13 protein-coding genes are annotated in these 15,434 nt (G+C 72.4%); 9 read left to right on the forward strand and 4 right to left on the reverse strand.

The genetic code is table 11. The features are described 5' to 3' along the window. Nucleotides 1-152: 152 nt before the first annotated feature. Nucleotides 153-830 (forward strand): TetR/AcrR family transcriptional regulator, encoded by a 678-nt coding sequence (locus B0675_RS31215; protein ID WP_081222956.1) that lies wholly within the window; start codon nucleotides 153-155, stop codon nucleotides 828-830. Here B0675_RS31215 and B0675_RS31220 read toward each other — a convergent pair. Then, nucleotides 818-2,320, reverse strand: a complete 1,503-nt coding sequence (locus tag B0675_RS31220) for a hypothetical protein (RefSeq protein WP_081222957.1) — start codon at nucleotides 2,318-2,320, stop codon at nucleotides 818-820. The genes B0675_RS31215 and B0675_RS31220 overlap by 13 nt on opposite strands. 193 nt (nucleotides 2,321-2,513) lie before the next feature. Here B0675_RS31220 and B0675_RS31225 point away from each other — a divergent pair, with 193 nt between their 5' ends. Further along, entirely contained in the window at nucleotides 2,514-3,164 is a 651-nt protein-coding gene (locus tag B0675_RS31225; RefSeq protein WP_107482883.1) for a DUF305 domain-containing protein, read from the forward strand. A 27-nt stretch (nucleotides 3,165-3,191) separates the two neighbouring features. On the opposite strand, the gene B0675_RS31230 is transcribed toward B0675_RS31225, so the two are convergent. Then, nucleotides 3,192-3,659 carry a DUF6214 family protein gene (locus B0675_RS31230; RefSeq protein WP_081222959.1) on the reverse strand — a complete coding sequence of 156 codons (468 nt, stop codon included), beginning with the start codon at nucleotides 3,657-3,659 and terminating at the stop codon, nucleotides 3,192-3,194. A 213-nt stretch (nucleotides 3,660-3,872) separates the two neighbouring features. Here B0675_RS31230 and B0675_RS31235 point away from each other — a divergent pair, with 213 nt between their 5' ends. Beyond that, nucleotides 3,873-5,222: an NADP oxidoreductase gene (locus B0675_RS31235; protein ID WP_081222960.1), complete on the forward strand. Its 1,350-nt coding sequence runs from the start codon at nucleotides 3,873-3,875 to the stop codon at nucleotides 5,220-5,222. A gap of 196 nt (nucleotides 5,223-5,418) precedes the next feature. Then, on the forward strand, nucleotides 5,419-6,774 hold the full coding sequence (locus B0675_RS31240; RefSeq protein WP_081222961.1) for a nucleobase:cation symporter-2 family protein: 1,356 nt from the start codon (nucleotides 5,419-5,421) through the stop codon (nucleotides 6,772-6,774). Here B0675_RS31240 and B0675_RS31245 read toward each other — a convergent pair. After that, the gene (locus tag B0675_RS31245) at nucleotides 6,760-7,119 is read right to left on the reverse strand and encodes a helix-turn-helix transcriptional regulator (RefSeq protein WP_081222962.1); all 360 of its coding nucleotides are present in this window, start codon (nucleotides 7,117-7,119) and stop codon (nucleotides 6,760-6,762) included. The genes B0675_RS31240 and B0675_RS31245 overlap by 15 nt on opposite strands. A 150-nt stretch (nucleotides 7,120-7,269) precedes the next feature. Between B0675_RS31245 and B0675_RS31250 the strand changes: the two genes are divergently transcribed. The 4 genes from B0675_RS31250 to B0675_RS31265 all read left to right on the forward strand — a co-directional run bounded on the left by B0675_RS31250 (nucleotide 7,270) and on the right by B0675_RS31265 (nucleotide 12,986). Then, a complete protein-coding gene (locus tag B0675_RS31250) occupies nucleotides 7,270-8,349 on the forward strand; it encodes an NADH:flavin oxidoreductase/NADH oxidase (protein WP_081222963.1) in 1,080 nt (359 codons plus the stop codon). Between the two features lie 179 nt (nucleotides 8,350-8,528). Continuing rightward, nucleotides 8,529-8,834, forward strand: coding sequence for a hypothetical protein (locus tag B0675_RS31255; protein WP_081222964.1), 306 nt, complete (start codon nucleotides 8,529-8,531; stop codon nucleotides 8,832-8,834). Between the two features lie 210 nt (nucleotides 8,835-9,044). Then, complete coding sequence (locus tag B0675_RS31260; RefSeq protein ID WP_179165524.1) at nucleotides 9,045-10,790, forward strand: phosphatidylglycerol lysyltransferase domain-containing protein; 1,746 nt, start codon at nucleotides 9,045-9,047, stop codon at nucleotides 10,788-10,790. A 120-nt stretch (nucleotides 10,791-10,910) separates the two neighbouring features. Further along, the gene (locus tag B0675_RS31265; protein WP_081222966.1) at nucleotides 10,911-12,986 is read left to right on the forward strand and encodes a HEAT repeat domain-containing protein; all 2,076 of its coding nucleotides are present in this window, start codon (nucleotides 10,911-10,913) and stop codon (nucleotides 12,984-12,986) included. 504 nt (nucleotides 12,987-13,490) lie between these two features. Here the strand turns inward: B0675_RS31265 and B0675_RS31270 are convergent. Further along, on the reverse strand, nucleotides 13,491-14,069 hold the full coding sequence (locus B0675_RS31270; protein ID WP_081222967.1) for a hypothetical protein: 579 nt from the start codon (nucleotides 14,067-14,069) through the stop codon (nucleotides 13,491-13,493). 273 nt (nucleotides 14,070-14,342) lie between these two features. Here B0675_RS31270 and B0675_RS31275 point away from each other — a divergent pair, with 273 nt between their 5' ends. Beyond that, nucleotides 14,343-15,428, forward strand: coding sequence for a glycosyl hydrolase (locus B0675_RS31275; protein ID WP_081222968.1), 1,086 nt, complete (start codon nucleotides 14,343-14,345; stop codon nucleotides 15,426-15,428). Nucleotides 15,429-15,434: the final 6 nt, after the last annotated feature.

Below are 15,434 nucleotides of genomic sequence, written 5' to 3' on the forward strand. Positions count from 1 at the left end.
GAGGCACGGCGCAGGCCGCTGCCGCGTCCGACCTGAGGCGATCCCCCGCGTCGCCCCAGGTCGGCGACAGCCCGGAAGCGACCCGCGGAGGGTCTCGGTCCGGACGCGTTGAGTATAGTTGGCTGGCAGCCAGTCAACGCAGGAGTTACAGCATGTCCCCGCGAAGCGCCTCGGTCAATGAAGAGTTGCGGCGGCGTTCCCGGGAGCGGCTGCTCCAGGCCGCCGTGGAGCTGGTCAGTGAGCGGGGCTACGACGCTACGACGCTCGGGGACATCGCCGACCGGGCGGGATCGGCCCGCGGACTGGTGTCGTACTACTTCCCCGGCAAGCGACAGCTCCTCCAGTCGGCCGTGCACCGGCTGATGCACCGCACGCTGGAGGAGGCACTCGAACGGGAGCCGCGCAGCGAGGACGGCCGGGAGCGGATGGCGCGGGCCATCGACGCGATCCTCGGCCTCACCCGTGACCAGCCGGTCCTCATGCGCCAGCACATGGCCGGACTGCTCCACGCCGAGGGGTTCGTCCAGTGCCCGGAGCAGCGCCGGCTCTCCGAACTGCTCGGGGAGACCGTCGCCGCGTACGGCTCGACGCAGGTCACGGCGGACTACCCGATGCTGCGCGCGCTGCTCATGGGCGCGGTCTACGCGGCGCTGGTGCCGGGCGTGCCGATGCAGGTGCCGGTACTGCGGGCGGAGTTGTTCAAACGGTACCGGCTGGAGTGGGAGTTGGGGGTCCCGCCCGACGCCGAGACATCGGGCGGAACCCCCGGGACGGATCTCTCACGCTTCTTCGAGACGGGTGCGGAGCCGGAGGACGATCAGTCGAAGTAGTCCGGCTGCGTCTGGACGTTGAGCTCGCGCAGGTGGACCCGCCGGGCCGCGTCCGTCCGTCGGTCGCTCAGCTTCAGCACGTCGAAGCCCTTGGCGATGTCGTTCGAGTAGATGTAGCCGTTGTAGTAGTACGCGGACCAGGAGCCGCCGACCTGCAGGGTGTCGGTGGACAGCGGGCCGCGCTCGAAGTAGGCGATCTCCTTCGGCTTCGCGGAGTTCGTGAAGTCCCAGACGGAGACGCCTCCCTGGTACCACGCCTGGACCATGAGGTCCTTGCCCTTGACCGGGATCAGCGAGCCGTTGTGGGCCACGCAGTTCTCGGTGTCGGCCTGGTGGCGGGGGATCTTGTAGTAGCTCCGGAAGACGAGTTTGCGGTGGTCTCCCCTGCCGACGATGTCGTAGATGCCGTCGGCGCCGCGGTCGGGGCCGGTCGCCTCGTTGCAGGTGGCCGCTCCGCCGCCGCCCAGCTCGTCGGTGAACACGACCTTGTCGGCCTTCTGGTTGAAGGTCGCCGAGTGCCAGAACGCGAAGTTCACGTTGTCCTGGACCCGGTCGATGACCTTCGGATGCTCCGGGTCCTCGATGGAGAACAGGATGCCGTCGCCCATGCACGCGCCCGCGGCCAGGTCCTTCGACGGCAGGACCGTGATGTCGTGGCAGCCGGTCGTCTTGGAGACACCCGGGTTGGTGGGCGAGCCCGGGTTGCCGCCTCCGTCGGGCCCCTCGCCCGGGAAGAGCACGGGGAAGTTCACCACGGCCGCCTTCTCGGGCGCCTTGCGCGGGACCTTGATGACCGAGATGCCGTCGTGCGGCGGCTGGCAGTCGGGGAAGGTGGCGCTCGGGGAGTACGACGAGACGTAGACGTAGACGTTCTTGCGCTCGGGCACCAGCGAGTGGGTGTGCGAGCCGCAGGCGGTCTCGACGGCGGCGACGTACCGGGGGTTCGCCTTGTCGCTGATGTCGAAGATCTTCATGCCCTCCCACGACGACTTCTCGGTCGCGGGCTGTGTCGTGCTCGCACACGAGTTGTCGCTGCGCGAGGAGTCGGTGGACAGGAAGAGCAGGTCACCCGAGACGGACACGTCGTTCTGCGAGCCGGGGCAGAGGACCTGCGCGACGGTCTTCGGCGCCTTCGGGTCGCTGATGTCGAAGACGCGGAACCCGTCGTAGTTGCCGGCGAAGGCGTACTTGCCCTGGAAGGCCAGGTCCGAGTTGAGGCCGGTGAAGGCCTCTTTGGGGACGTTGGCGAGATGTTCGATGTTGTCGGAGTGGACGATCTCGTCGGTGCCGGGTATCTCGCCGCTCGCGATCGCCGCTCGCGCCGCGGCGGCTTCACCGCCGGAAACCTGCTCCCGCGTGGTGGGGGTGTCCCCGGGGTCGGGGGTTGCGGACGCCGGGACTGCTGTGAACAACGCGGCCAGGAGTCCGGCCGCAGCCGCGGCGACTCCCAGTTTTCTGCGCCGCGTTCGGGGGTGGTTCAACAGGGTCACTGTGTTCTCCCTTGTAGCCGTTCGCAGTCGAACGGTTCACGGACCCCTGAAGTATCGTCCTCACCATGTACAGATCAACAGATGGCAACGTACTCGTAATGAACGTTTTTGATCAGTCACGTTCGGAAGCGTGTTAGGACGGTCATCAACACCCGTGAGATGTCCGCCGATTCGTGTGCCCCAGGAGGCCGCCGTGTTCGCTGGTCATGCGCCCCGTACGTCCCTGGTCGTGGCTTCACTGGCCGTCGCCGCGCTCGCGCTCACCGGCTGCGACTCCGGCTCCGACACCAAGTCCGCCTCGGCGGGCGGGCCTTCGGTGATCGCACCGGGCAGGCCGGGCGAGGCGGCGGAGACCCTGTCCGCGAAGGAGGCGGACGAACGGCGCTCCGACGACGACACCCCCAACGCCGCCGACCTCGCCTACGCGCGGATGATGATCACCCACCACACCCAGGCCCTGCGGATGACCGAACTCGCCCCGGAACGGGCCGGGTCGGGCGCCGTGCGGCGGATCGCCGGGCGGATCGCCGCGGCGCAGGGCCCGGAGATCGCCACCATGAAGAGCTGGCTGAAGGCGCACGACGGAGCCGGCGCGGACACGGGGCACGATCACACGGACATGCCCGGCATGGCGACGAAGGCACAGCTCGCGGACTTGCGCGCGGCCGACGGCAGCGCGTTCGACCGGCTCTTCCTCCGGCTGATGATCAGCCATCACGACGGCGCGATCACCATGGCCACGGACGTGAAGGCACAGGGCAACAACATCCAGATCGAGGAGATGGCCGACGACGTGATCGCGCAGCAGACGAGCGAGATCAGCCGGATGCGCGCGATGTCCTGATCACCGCGGCCCTGCGCTCCGCCGGTGTCAGCGGCGGATGTGGCGCGGCGTCAACAGCCCCGCGTCCCGTGCCCCGGCGATCAGGCGCAGCGACTTGCGGCGGCTGTGACCGGTGGCGTCCATCACCGCCAGCACGGGGTCCACACCCTCCTCCTGGGCGGCGCGGTACTCGTCGGCGATCAGCTGACGGCCCTCGGCGCCACGCGGCCAGGCCGGCCGCGCCCTGCGCGCCTGCCCCTCCTCCTCCGGGTCGCCTTCGGCGCCGAGCCTGCTTCCGCAGGCCTCGAACAGCGGCTCCTCGATCCAGTCGGCGACCGTCGCGAGGTCGTCGAGGGAGAGGGGCGGCTCGGCCCGTACGTCCTCGACCGACAGTCCCCCCTCCGCCAGCACGGCGAGCAGGTCGACGGCGGCGCCGTCGGCGAACGCCAGGCGGACGTGGAACCAGGACGTGGCGGTCTCGCCCTCCCGGACCTCCCAGGCGGGCCACACCGACACCGCGCTGTCCGCGCGGCACCGGTCGGACAGATTAAGGAACGATGCTTCTAGCACATACGGAACGTAACCGCATCATCACATTCCATACGAACGGACACGCGCGCCTCTGTCCCGCGCAGCACCCTGTCAGCGGAGCACCGGCGGTGCGATCCTGGAAGGAACAGCGCTCTCACGTCCGCGATCTTCCTGATCCCTCGGGTGAGGAGTTCCGCCGTGCTCCATGTCGCCGTCGTCGGCTCGGGACCCAGCGGGGTCTACAGCGCGCAAGGCCTTGTCCGGCGGAACGGTCCGCCCGACGTCCGGGTCGACGTCCTGGACCGGCTGCCCTGCCCCTACGGCCTGGTGCGCTACGGGGTCGCCCCCGACCACGAGAAGATCAAGTCACTGCAGAACAGCCTGCGGGGCGTCCTGGAGGACAAGCGGGTGCGGTTCCTCGGCGGTGTCCGGATCGGCCCGGGCGGGATCCCCGTGTCGCGGCTGCGGGAGCTCTACCACGCCGTCGTGTACTGCGTCGGCGCCGCCACCGACCGGCGTCTCGGCGTGCCCGGCGAGGATCTTCCCGGTAGCTGGTCGGCCACCGAGTTCGTGTCCTGGTACAGCGCGCACCCGGACGCGGCGGTCGAGGGATTCGTCCGCGACGTGCGCTCGGCCGTGGTCATCGGCGTCGGGAACGTCGCCGTGGACGTGACCCGGATCCTGGCGCGCGGCGCACCCGAACTGAGCCGCACGGACATCCCGGAGGCGGCGCTCGCCGCGCTGGCGGCCGGCGCGGTCACGGACATCAGCATGGTCGGGCGACGCGGCCCGTCGCAGGCCCGGTTCACGACCAAGGAGCTGCGCGAGCTGGGGACCCTGCCGGATGCCGACGTGGTCGTGGATTCGGCGGAGTTGGCACTGGACCCGGACTACCTCGACCCGTCGGGTCTGCCCGCGGCGCAGCGGCGCAACGTGGAGGTGCTGCGGGGCTGGGCGGACGCGACGCCGCTCGGCCGGCCCCGTCGCATCCGCCCGCGGTTCTTCCTGCGTCCCGTCGAACTCCTCGCGGACGGCGGGCGCGTGGCAGCGGTGCGCTTCGAACGGACGGTGCCGGACGGGTCGGGCGGGGTCACCGGAACGGGCCGGTACGAGGAGATCGAGGCGCAGTTGGTGCTGCGTTCGGTGGGCTACCGGGGCGTTCCCCTCGACGGACTGCCCTTCGACCCCCTGCTCGGTACGGTGCCGAACCTGGCCGGAAGGGTCCTGCGGGACGGCGCGGTCGTTCCGGGTGAGTACGTGGCGGGCTGGATCAAGCGCGGCCCGACGGGCGTCATCGGAACGAACCGGCCCTGCGCCAAGGAGACGGTGACCTCACTGCTGGAGGACGCCCCCGCTCTCGCCCGGCGGAAGGTCGCGGAGGACCCCCTCGAAGCCCTCCGGGCGGCGGGCGTACGGCCGGTGGAGTGGGCGGGGTGGCAGGCGATCGAGCGGGCCGAGGCAGAGCTCGGCGCCCGGCTCGGCCGGGGCGTGGTGAAGCTGCCCGACTGGGACGCGCTGTGGGCGGCGGCACGGACCGCGAGCACCTGACGGGCCCCGCCACTCCGGGGTCCGCCAACCGCGCGGAGGCCGTACCGGCCCGGGTCCCGGCCGGTTCGCGACTCATGACACACACCGGCAACAGACCGGAAATCAACAAACTGTTCAAGACGCCTACGGTCCCGTGTTGTCCGGGCGTGCGCGTGTCGTGCGGACGCCCTCTCTCCCCGCAGCTTCTGGAGTGCCCATGGCAACCACCGCTCCCGTGCATCCCGTCGACGAGGTCCCACCCGTACGCCAGTTGGCCGCCTTCGGGCTCCAGCACGTGCTCGCGATGTACGCGGGCGCGGTGGCCGTGCCGTTGATCGTGGGCGGCGCGATGAAGCTGTCGCCCGCCGACCTGGCGTATCTGATCACCGCGGACCTGCTCGTGTGCGGTATCGCGACCCTGATCCAGTGCGTGGGCTTCTGGCGCTTCGGGGTGCGACTGCCCATCATGCAGGGCTGCACCTTCGCCGCCGTCTCGCCGATGGTGCTCATCGGGACGACGGGCGGCGGGCTGCCGGCGATCTACGGGTCGGTGATCGTGGCGGGTCTCGCGATCGTGCTGCTCGCCCCGGTCTTCGGACGACTGCTGCGCTTCTTCCCGCCGCTCGTCACCGGCACGGTCATCCTGATCATCGGCGTCTCGCTGCTGCCGGTCGCGGGCAACTGGGCGGCGGGCGGTGCGGGCGCGAAGGACTTCGGGGAGCCGAAGAACCTCGCCCTCGCGGGGTTCGTCCTGGCCGTGGTCCTCGGCGTTCAGCGGTTCGCGCCCGCGTTCCTGAGCCGGATAGCCGTCCTCGTCGGCATCGCCGCGGGCCTCGCGGTGGCGGTGCCGTTCGGGTTCACGGACTTCGGCGGGGTCGGGGACGCCGACTGGCTGGGCATCAGCACACCGTTCCACTTCGGGGCGCCGTCGTTCCACGCCTCCGCGATCGTGTCGATGCTGGTCGTGGCGCTGGTGACGATGACCGAGACCACTGGTGACTTCATCGCGGTGGGCGAGATGACCGAACGGCCCGTCGTGCCGCGCACCCTCGCGGACGGTCTCCGGGCCGACGGCCTGTCCACGGTCCCCGGCGGCGTCTTCAACACGTTCCCCTACACGGCGTTCGCACAGAACGTGGGCCTGGTGGGCATGACGCGGGTGCGCAGCCGGTGGGTGGTCGCCACGGCGGGCGGCATCCTCGTCGTGCTCGGCCTGCTGCCGAAGCTGGGTGCCGTGGTCGCCGCGATACCGGCGCCCGTGCTCGGCGGGGCCGGCCTGGTGATGTTCGGGACGGTCGCCGCGAGCGGACTGCGTACGCTCGCGGCCGTGGACTTCAAGGACAACCACAACCTGACCGTGGTGGCCGTCTCGGTCGCGATCGGCATGCTGCCGGTCGGTGTGCCCGGGGTCTACGCCCGGTTCCCCGACTGGTTCCAGACGGTCATGAACAGCGGCATCAGCGCGGGCTGCCTCACGGCGATCGCCCTGAACCTGCTGTTCAACCACCTTCCCGGCAGGGAGAGTCGGCCGAAGACCGAAGCGGAGCCGGAGGCGGCCTCAGCGCCCGCCTAGCCGATCCGACTGGCGGGCCGCCGCCTCCAGAACGCGGCCGAGGAGTCCGGGGAACAGGGCCTCCAGGTCGTCCTCGCGCAGTCCGTTCATCTTCGCCGTGCCGCGGTAGACCTGCCGGATCACGCCGCTCTCCCGGAGAACCCGGAAGTGATGCGTGGTCGTGGACTTGGTCACCGGCAGCACGAAGTGCGAACAGGAGAGCTCGCCGCCGTCGGCGGCGAGCTCTCGCACGACCTGAAGCCGCATCGGGTCGGAGAGCGCGTGCAGCACGGACTCCAGCCGGATCTCCTCGCACGCGGGATGCGGCAGATCACGGCCGCTGGGGGCGGGGGCGGCGGTCGTCACGGCGGCTCCACATCGTCCGGGGACTCGGTCCGGGTACGGGTTCCGTTCCCGGAGTCTCATAGTACGAGAGTCGTCGTAGTTTGACACCCGCCGTACTACGCGGCCTATCGTGCGAGTCGTACACCGGCCCCGCGACGAATGGAGTCCGCCGTGAGCGCGCTCTTCGAGCCCTGCACCCTGCGCGACGTCACCCTCCCCAACCGGGTCTGGATGCCGCCGATGTGCCAGTACTCGGCGGCCCCGGAAGGCCCCTCCACGGGTACCCCGAACGACTGGCACTTCGCCCACTACGCGGCACGCGCCACCGGCGGAGCGGGACTGATCGTCGTCGAGGCGACCGCCGTCTCGCCCGAGGGGCGGATCTCCCCGTACGACCTGGGCCTCTGGAACGACACCCAGGTCGAGGCGTTCCGCCGGATCACGGGGTTCCTCGCGGCCCAGGGCACGGTTCCCGCCATCCAGCTCGGACACGGCGGGCGCAAGGCCTCGACCGACCGGCCCTGGAAGGGGGGCGCGCCGGTCGGTCCGGACGCGCACGGCTGGACGGCGCTCGCACCGAGCCCCCTTCCCTTCGACGAGGGGCATCCGGTCCCGGACGAGCTGACGGTCGCGGGGATCCACGAGATCGTCGGGCAGTTCGCGGACGCGGCACGGCGCGCTCTCGCGGCCGGTTTCGAGATCGTCGAGATCCACGGCGCCCACGGCTACCTCGTCAACGAGTTCCTCTCCCCGCACTCCAACCACCGCACCGACGCGTACGGCGGCTCGTACGAGAACCGGACCCGGTTCGCGCTCGAGGTCGTGGACGCGGTGCGGGAGGTCTGGCCCGACGGCAAACCGCTGTTCTTCCGCATCTCGGCGACGGACTGGCTGGAGGACGCCGGCTGGAGCGCCGACGACACCGTTCGCTTCGCACGCACACTGCACGAGCACGGCGTGGATCTGCTCGACGTCTCGACGGGCGGGAACGCGCCGGGTGTCCGCATCCCCGTCGGTCCGGGCTACCAAGTGCCTTTCGCCGCCCGGGTGAAGAAGGAGACGCCGCTCGCCGTCGCGGCCGTCGGCCTCATCACCGGGGTCGAGCAGGCCGAGAAGATCGTCGCCAACGGCGAGGCCGACGCGGTGCTGCTCGGCCGCGAACTGCTGCGCAACCCCTCCTTCGCCCGGCTCGCAGCGCGCGAACTCGGCGCGGAGGTCCACGTGCCGGAGCAGTACCACCGCTCCGTCTGACACCGCCTGAAGCGAACTCCCCGTGCGACAGGGCCTGTTGAAGCCGTGCCCGACACGCCGGTGTGTGACGGGGACGGCCCCGGGTACCCGGCGGAACACAATGGGAGCAAGGCCACGCCGGGGAGACCCTACGTGCTGTAGGTTCCCCCGGGGAAAGCGTCGTACGTCAGGGGGAACCTGTGAGGGAACGTGACGCCGGACGCACGGGACGTGGTCCGGCGTCCGTGCTGGCACTGCTCGTGCCGAGTCTGGGGATCGCCGCGGTGGGCGTGTATCACCTGTGCGGATTCGACCTGCACGCCCTGCACGGACGCCCTCACCTCGGCGACGGCCTGACCATGGCCGGGGTGATCACGGCCCTCGTCGCGGCGGGCGCGGCCCTCGGCGACCTCGTATGGTGGGCCACCACCCGCGGGCGTCCGGCCCTCACCGAGGGCGGGGATCCGTGCCCGGGCGGGCAGTTGAAGAACCCGGGGCGCGGCTGACGGACGGCGGGGCGGGGCGATTCACACCACTCCCTTACCACCTCGGGCCCCTCCTACGTGGCGACCACCTTCCTCTTCCCTACACCATGTAGTGTTCCGCCCTCTGCTCGCACCGGTTCGCCCGGCCGCTCCCCAAGGTGATGCTCCACGGTGTCCGTACAACAGTCAGTGCCCGTCAAGGAACAGCGGAACTCCGTCGCGCGTCAGGGGGTGGCGCCGCCCGGACGGACGGGCGCCCTGCTCCGGCGCCGGGCCGCCGCCTCCACCGTCTGGTATCTGAGGCTGCTCGCGCTGCTCAACGTGGTCGCGGTGGTCTCGCTGCCGTTCGGCGAGGAGGTCCACGAGCACAACGCGGGCGAGTTCTTCACTCCGTACCTGGCCACCGCCGGTCTCGTCTCGGCGGCGCTCGCCCTCTTCCTCGCGCTCGTGATGCGGCGCCGCAAACGCGCCGCGTGGATCTTCAACATGCTGCTGGCGGGACCTCTCCTCGTGCTCTACGGGGTGGCCCTGAGCCAGGAGCGCTACCGGCAGCACTGGTTCAACTGGCTGTCGGTGCTGCTCACCGCCCTCTTCGTCGGCGCCCTGGTGCTGGGTCGCAGGGAGTTCCACGCCGTGGGGGACCGTTCGAACCCCCGCCTCGCCCTGGCCGTCGGCGCCGGTGGGCTCCTCGTCAGCGCCGCACTCGGCACCGCGCTCGTGAGCGCCACCAACCGCGTGGCGGGTACGCCGCTGAGCGACCGCATCGCGTACACCCTGCTGCGCGGCGTCAGCGTCGGCCCGCTCGCCGACCGCTTCGACACCGTCGCCGCGCCGCGCTGGGCGGACGTCCTCGTCAACGCCCTCATGGCCGGCACCTTCCTGCTGGTGCTCTACGCCTGCTTCCGCTCCCCGCGCGGGCTCGAACTCCTCGGTGAACAGGACGAGACGCGCCTGCGGGAACTGCTGGCACGGCACGGTGAGCGGGACTCGCTCGGCTACTTCGCGCTGCGGCGCGACAAGGCGGTCATCTGGTCACCGAGCGGCAAGGCGGCGATCGCGTACGGCGTCGTCGGCGGCGTGACCCTCGCCTCCGGCGATCCGATCGGCGACCCGGAGGCGTGGCCCGGCGCGATCGAGGCGTGGCTCCGGGAGGCGCGGCGGCACGCGTGGACGCCCGCGGTGATGGGCGCGAGCGAGGAGGCCGGGACCATGTACGCCCGGCACGGCATGGACGCGCTGGAGCTCGGGGACGAAGCCGTCGTGGATCGCGCCGACTTCACCCTGGAGGGCCGCGCGATGCGGGGCGTCCGGCAGGCGCACAACCGGGTCCGGCGGGCAGGACACACGGTCCGGGTCCGGCGCCACGAGGACATCCCCGACGCCGAGACGGCCGCTCTGACCGACCTGGCGGACCAGTGGCGCGACGGGGAGACCGAGCGCGGCTTCTCGATGGCGCTCGGCCGGCTGGGGGACGCCGCCGACGGACGGTGCGTGATGCTGGAGTGCCGGGACGGGGACGGGGTGCCCCGGGCCGTTCTGAGCTTCGTGCCCTGGGGCGTACGGGGGCTGTCCCTCGACCTGATGCGTCGCGACCGGAACTCCGACAACGGGCTGATGGAGTTCATGGTGATCGAACTCCTGCGGCGGGCCGAGGAGATCGGCGTCGACCGGGTGTCCCTGAACTTCGCGATGTTCCGGTCCGTCTTCGAGCGCGGGACACGGCTGGGCGCGGGACCCGTGCTGCGGCTGTGGTGCTCGGTGCTGACGTTCCTCTCGCGCTGGTGGCAGCTCGAGTCCCTCTACCGGGCCAACGCCAAGTACCGGCCGGTCTGGGAACCCCGCTATCTGCTCTTCGAGAAGAGCGCCGATCTCCCCCGGATCGGCATCGCCGCGGCGCGCGCCGAGGGCTTCCTCGCTCCCCCCGCGCTCCCCCGGTTCCCCGCACGACGGACGGAACGCCCCGGCCGACCGTCGTAAAGCGGCCTTTATCGCGGGAGTTGGCCGGGTTGTCACGGTCGACGTGGCGGCGCCCGGGCGTCACTGTCAGTGCCGTGGTGCACACTCGCGATCATTGGCCGTACGCCTGGGGAGGACGCCGTGTTCAGGGGGATCGACGAGGTCGACTGGGCCTCGATGGAGCATGCCTACGGAAGCGCCGCGGACGTGCCGGAGCTGCTGCGGGGCCTGGCCTCGCGGCACCCCCATGAGCGGGAGGCGGCGCTCGACGGGATGTACGGGGCGGTGCACCACCAGGGCGATGTATACGACTCGACGCTCGCGTGCATCCCCTTCCTCTTCGGCCTCCTGCGACACCCCGGGCTTCCGGACCGTGGCGGTGTCGTGGAACTGCTCGCCAGCATCGGCGGCGGGGACGTCGACGACGCACCCGCGGAGCCCGACGGCGAGGGGTCCGGCCGTCCCGGTGACGACGAGCACCCGGGCGGCCCGGACACGGAGGACCGGCCCGACGACAACTACACCGCGGCGCGGGCCGCGATCCGGTCGGGTGCCGCGGTCTTCCTCGACCTCGTGACGGACGCGGACCCCGAGGTGCGCCGCTCCGTACCGACGCCGCTCGTACGGTTCTCCGAGGCACCGGGCCGTTTACTGCCCCTGCTGATACGGCAGTTGACGGACGAACACGACGAGGGCGTCCGTCTCGCTCTGGTCGAGGGGCTCGGACTGTTCGCGCGTCTGCACCCCGGGCTCTCCGCCCCGGCCGTCGATCTGCTGGCCACGCTCTGCGCCCCACCCCACGAACCGGGGCTGCGGCTCGCCGCGCTCGGGCAGCTGGCCCTGTGCGCCCCCGACCGGCTGCCGGCCGACCTCGTGAGCACGGTCGTGGAGCTGCTCCACACGAGGTCGCGGCACTTCCGGCCGTCCGGGGAACCCACCCGGACGTCCACGGACACGCTCCTCGGCCGGCTGCGCCGCATGCGCCCCGCGGACGAGGAGGGCGCGCAACTGCTCCGGACGCTGCACAGCGCGCTGGGGGCCCGCACCGGTGACCGGATCGCCCTGCTCAAGGGGCAGTTGAGCAGCACGGACACGGCCGACCGGTGCAACGCCGTCTGGATGTCGGCGGGACTGTTCCGCGAATGGCGGGCTGCCTACGCGGAGCCGGTCGCCCTGATCGGTGAGCAACTGGCCTCGGACGAGGAGCGGTTGCGGCAGGCCGCCGTGTCCGTCCTGGAGTTCCTCTTCGGCCTGGCGGAACCGGCGGCCGACCGTCTCGCCGCCCTCGTCGCATCGGACCAGGACTCCTGGGGGCGCGGCACGGCCACGCTGGGCGGCCCGCTCCGGGCGCTCGCCCGGGCGGGGGACCCGCGCGCGGTCCCGCCGCTCACCGAGGTCCTGCGGCACCGAGTCGTTCCGAACGAGACCGGTCACACCGTCCGGCACCTCGGCCCGGCCGCCCTCCCCCTGGCACCGCTGCTGCGGGAGCGACTGGCCGACGTGCCTCTGGACGACGCCGACACGTTCGGCCGGGCCGCCCCCCTGCTGTCCGCCCTCGGTGCCCTGCGCTACGCCGCCGCCGTCCCGGAGGTGCTGCGGCTCTTGCAGGGCGCACCCCGCGATCTGCGCCTGCGGGACTCCCTCGTGGAGGCTCTGGCCGAGGCGCTCGTGGCGTTCGGGCCGGCCGCCCGGGAGGCGGTCCCCGTGCTGCGGGGGCTGCTGAGCGGCGAGAGCGCGGTGGCCGCCGCCGCCGCGCTCTGGTCCGTCGAGGGTGACGCGGAGGCCGTCCTCCCTCCGCTGCTGGGCGCGCTGGACCTTCCGGGGCCCGCGGGTGGCTCCCGGCCGGCCGTCTCGGCCCTGGCGCGCATGGGCTCCGATGCAGGCGTCGCGCTTCCCCGGCTGCGGAGTCTGACGGACTCCGCCGACCTGTGGGAGCGGACGGCGGCGGCCTGTGCCGTCTGGGACATCGGTGCCGACCCGGAGCCGGTCCTGCCCGTGTTCCGCGACGCCTGGCGGCAGAACCCGTACGCCCGTGGCACCATCACCGCCTGTCTCGTCCGCATGGGTGACGCCGGCAGCCCGGCCCACGACCTGGTCGCCACGGAACTGGCCACCCCACGCCGCCACCGGGCCCGCTCCGGCGGCTACGGCAGCCATGACGTCCTGGAGGACGAGACCCTGCTGCGGGACTGCCGGAGGGTGCTGGAGGGCGCGTAGGCCGCAGCAGGCTCGGTGCGTCGGCGCAGTCACCGTGCGGACGGGGCGCCGGCGCGGTGACCGTGCGGACGCGGGCGGGTGGGTGGCAGCCCACGAGGGCCGACCGGAGGCGCGGGCGCGCTGCACGACGGACCGCGTGCGGGACGGCTGGTGCGGCAGCCCTGCTGAGCAGGCGTCGACGGCGCGCGGGGGTGGTCGCGGAGACCGGCGGGGCGGTGGCCCCGCGGGCCGGCTTCGACCTCCGGCCCGCCCCCGTGAGCGGCCGTCGGGGTGCGGCGAACCGCCGGGGGGCGAGAGAAGCGCGTTCCGTGGCCGTCGTGAGCCGGGGACGGCAGCCCGCAGTCGGGTCGGCGGCCGGCCAGGGCCCGGCGCCAGGAGCGGCCGTGTGCGCGGGGGGGCTGGACGGCGTGCTGGGCACCGTGGGGGGCGCGCCGGATCCTGTCCGTGGGGTGTTGCCGCGGGACCTGCGAGACGCGGTGCCCTGGGAAGACGCGGCCGTCCCGGTCAGCTGGTCATGCGGCCCCAGAGGGGGCCGACGCGTTGCCATTCGGCGTCCCACTGCTCCATGCGGCGCCGTTCCAGGCGGGCGCGGACCAGCCGACCGGAGACGAAGGGGATGCCCGCCGCGCTGACGCCGACGAGGGCGCCGACCAGGGACGCCCGGACGCGGGCCTGGGCGACGGTGGCCGGTCGGCCGACCAGACGGCCCTCGGGATCGGTCCACACGGCCACCGGGGTGCCCGCCGCGCTGCCCGCCTCGACGCGGATCTGCCCGGAGCGGGGCGCGCCGTCCGCCGTCGTCCAGCGGGCCTTCGCCCACACGACACGGGCGCCGGACCCGGTCGCGCTCGCCGGTGGCACGTCCTCGGTGAGCCGGGCGGTCGCGGAGTGCCGGGCCGCCCGCTGCCGGGCCAGCCCGTCCTCGACCGCCTGGGTGGCGGCAAGACCGGTGACCGCCCCGCCGAACACGGTGAACGCCCAGGCGGCCAGGAGGACCCAGCCCTCCAGGGCATCGCTGCGCCGCCGCAGCGGGTTGCCCCGCCACCGCCACAGCCACCTCTTCGGACCACGGAATGCCGCCATCAAGGGCATCCTCCTCACCGCCACGCCGACCCGCCACATCTCCCTCCCTTACGGACCCGCTCCCCCCGGTGCTCACGTGTTCGCGCCCGCTCGTGGGCCCCGGGACCGTCGGGACGCGCGGAGAACCTTCTCCGGACCGGCCTCCGGGGTCCTCGGCGGTGACGCCGGCGCGACCCGCCGACCAGCGCGAACCAGCGAGCCGCGGGTCGTTGTCAGTGGCGCGGTGCAGACTGGCCGGTGACGCAGACGACGAGGTCGCGGAGGTGACCGGACATGGTCGACGTGCTTCTCACCGTGGGCACACGTAAGGGCCTCTTCATCGGCCGCCGGCACTCCGGTGTCTGGGCGTTCGACGAGAGTCCGTACTTCAACGCGCAGGCCGTGTACTCGGTCGCGATCGACACCCGGGGGAATCGGCTGCGGCTGCTGGCGGGCGGGGACAGCGCCCACTGGGGTCCCTCCGTGTTCCACTCGGACGACCTCGGCCGGAGCTGGACCGAGCCGGCCCGTCCGGCGGTGCGGTTCCCCAAGGAGACGGGCGCGTCCCTGGAGCGCGTCTGGCAGCTGCATCCGGCGGCCGCCGAGCCCGACGTGGTGTACGCGGGGACGGAGCCGGCCGCGTTGTACCGGTCGACGGACCGGGGCGAGTCCTTCGAACTCGTCCGTCCGCTCTGGGAGCACCCGACCCGTTCCCGGTGGGTGCCCGGCGGCGGCGGTGAGGGGCTGCACACGATCCTGACCGACGAGCGCGACCCGAAGGCCCTCACGGTCGCCGTCTCGACGGCCGGCGTGTTCCGCACCGGCGACGGCGGCGCGAGCTGGGAGCCCGCCAACTCCGGTGTCTCCGCGGTCTTCCTGCCGGACCCCGATCCGGAGTTCGGGCAGTGTGTGCACAAGGTCGCGCGCGACGCCGCGGACCCCGACCGCCTCTACCTCCAGAACCACTGGGGTGTGTACCGCAGTGACGACGCGGGCGGACGGTGGACCGACATCGGCGCCGGCCTGCCGTCGACGTTCGGATTCGCCGCCGCGACCCATCCGCACCGGGGCGACACGGCGTACGTCTTCCCCATCAACGCGGACGCCGACCGAGTGCCGGCCGGCCGGAGATGCCGCGTCTTCCGGACCTCGGACGCGGGACGGAGCTGGGAGCCGCTCACGGCGGGCCTGCCCACGGGGGACCACTACGGCACGGTGCTGCGCGACGCCCTGTGCACGGACGACGCCGACCCGGCCGGTGTGTACTTCGGCAATCGCAACGGCGAGGTCTACGCCTCCGCGGACGACGGCGACTCCTGGGAGCAGCTCGCCTCGCACCTGCCGGACGTCCTGTGCGTCCGCGCGGCGGTCCTGGCCTGACCTCGG

Source organism: Streptomyces sp. M41(2017) (assembly GCF_002078175.1).
Taxonomy (GTDB): domain Bacteria; phylum Actinomycetota; class Actinomycetes; order Streptomycetales; family Streptomycetaceae; genus Streptomyces.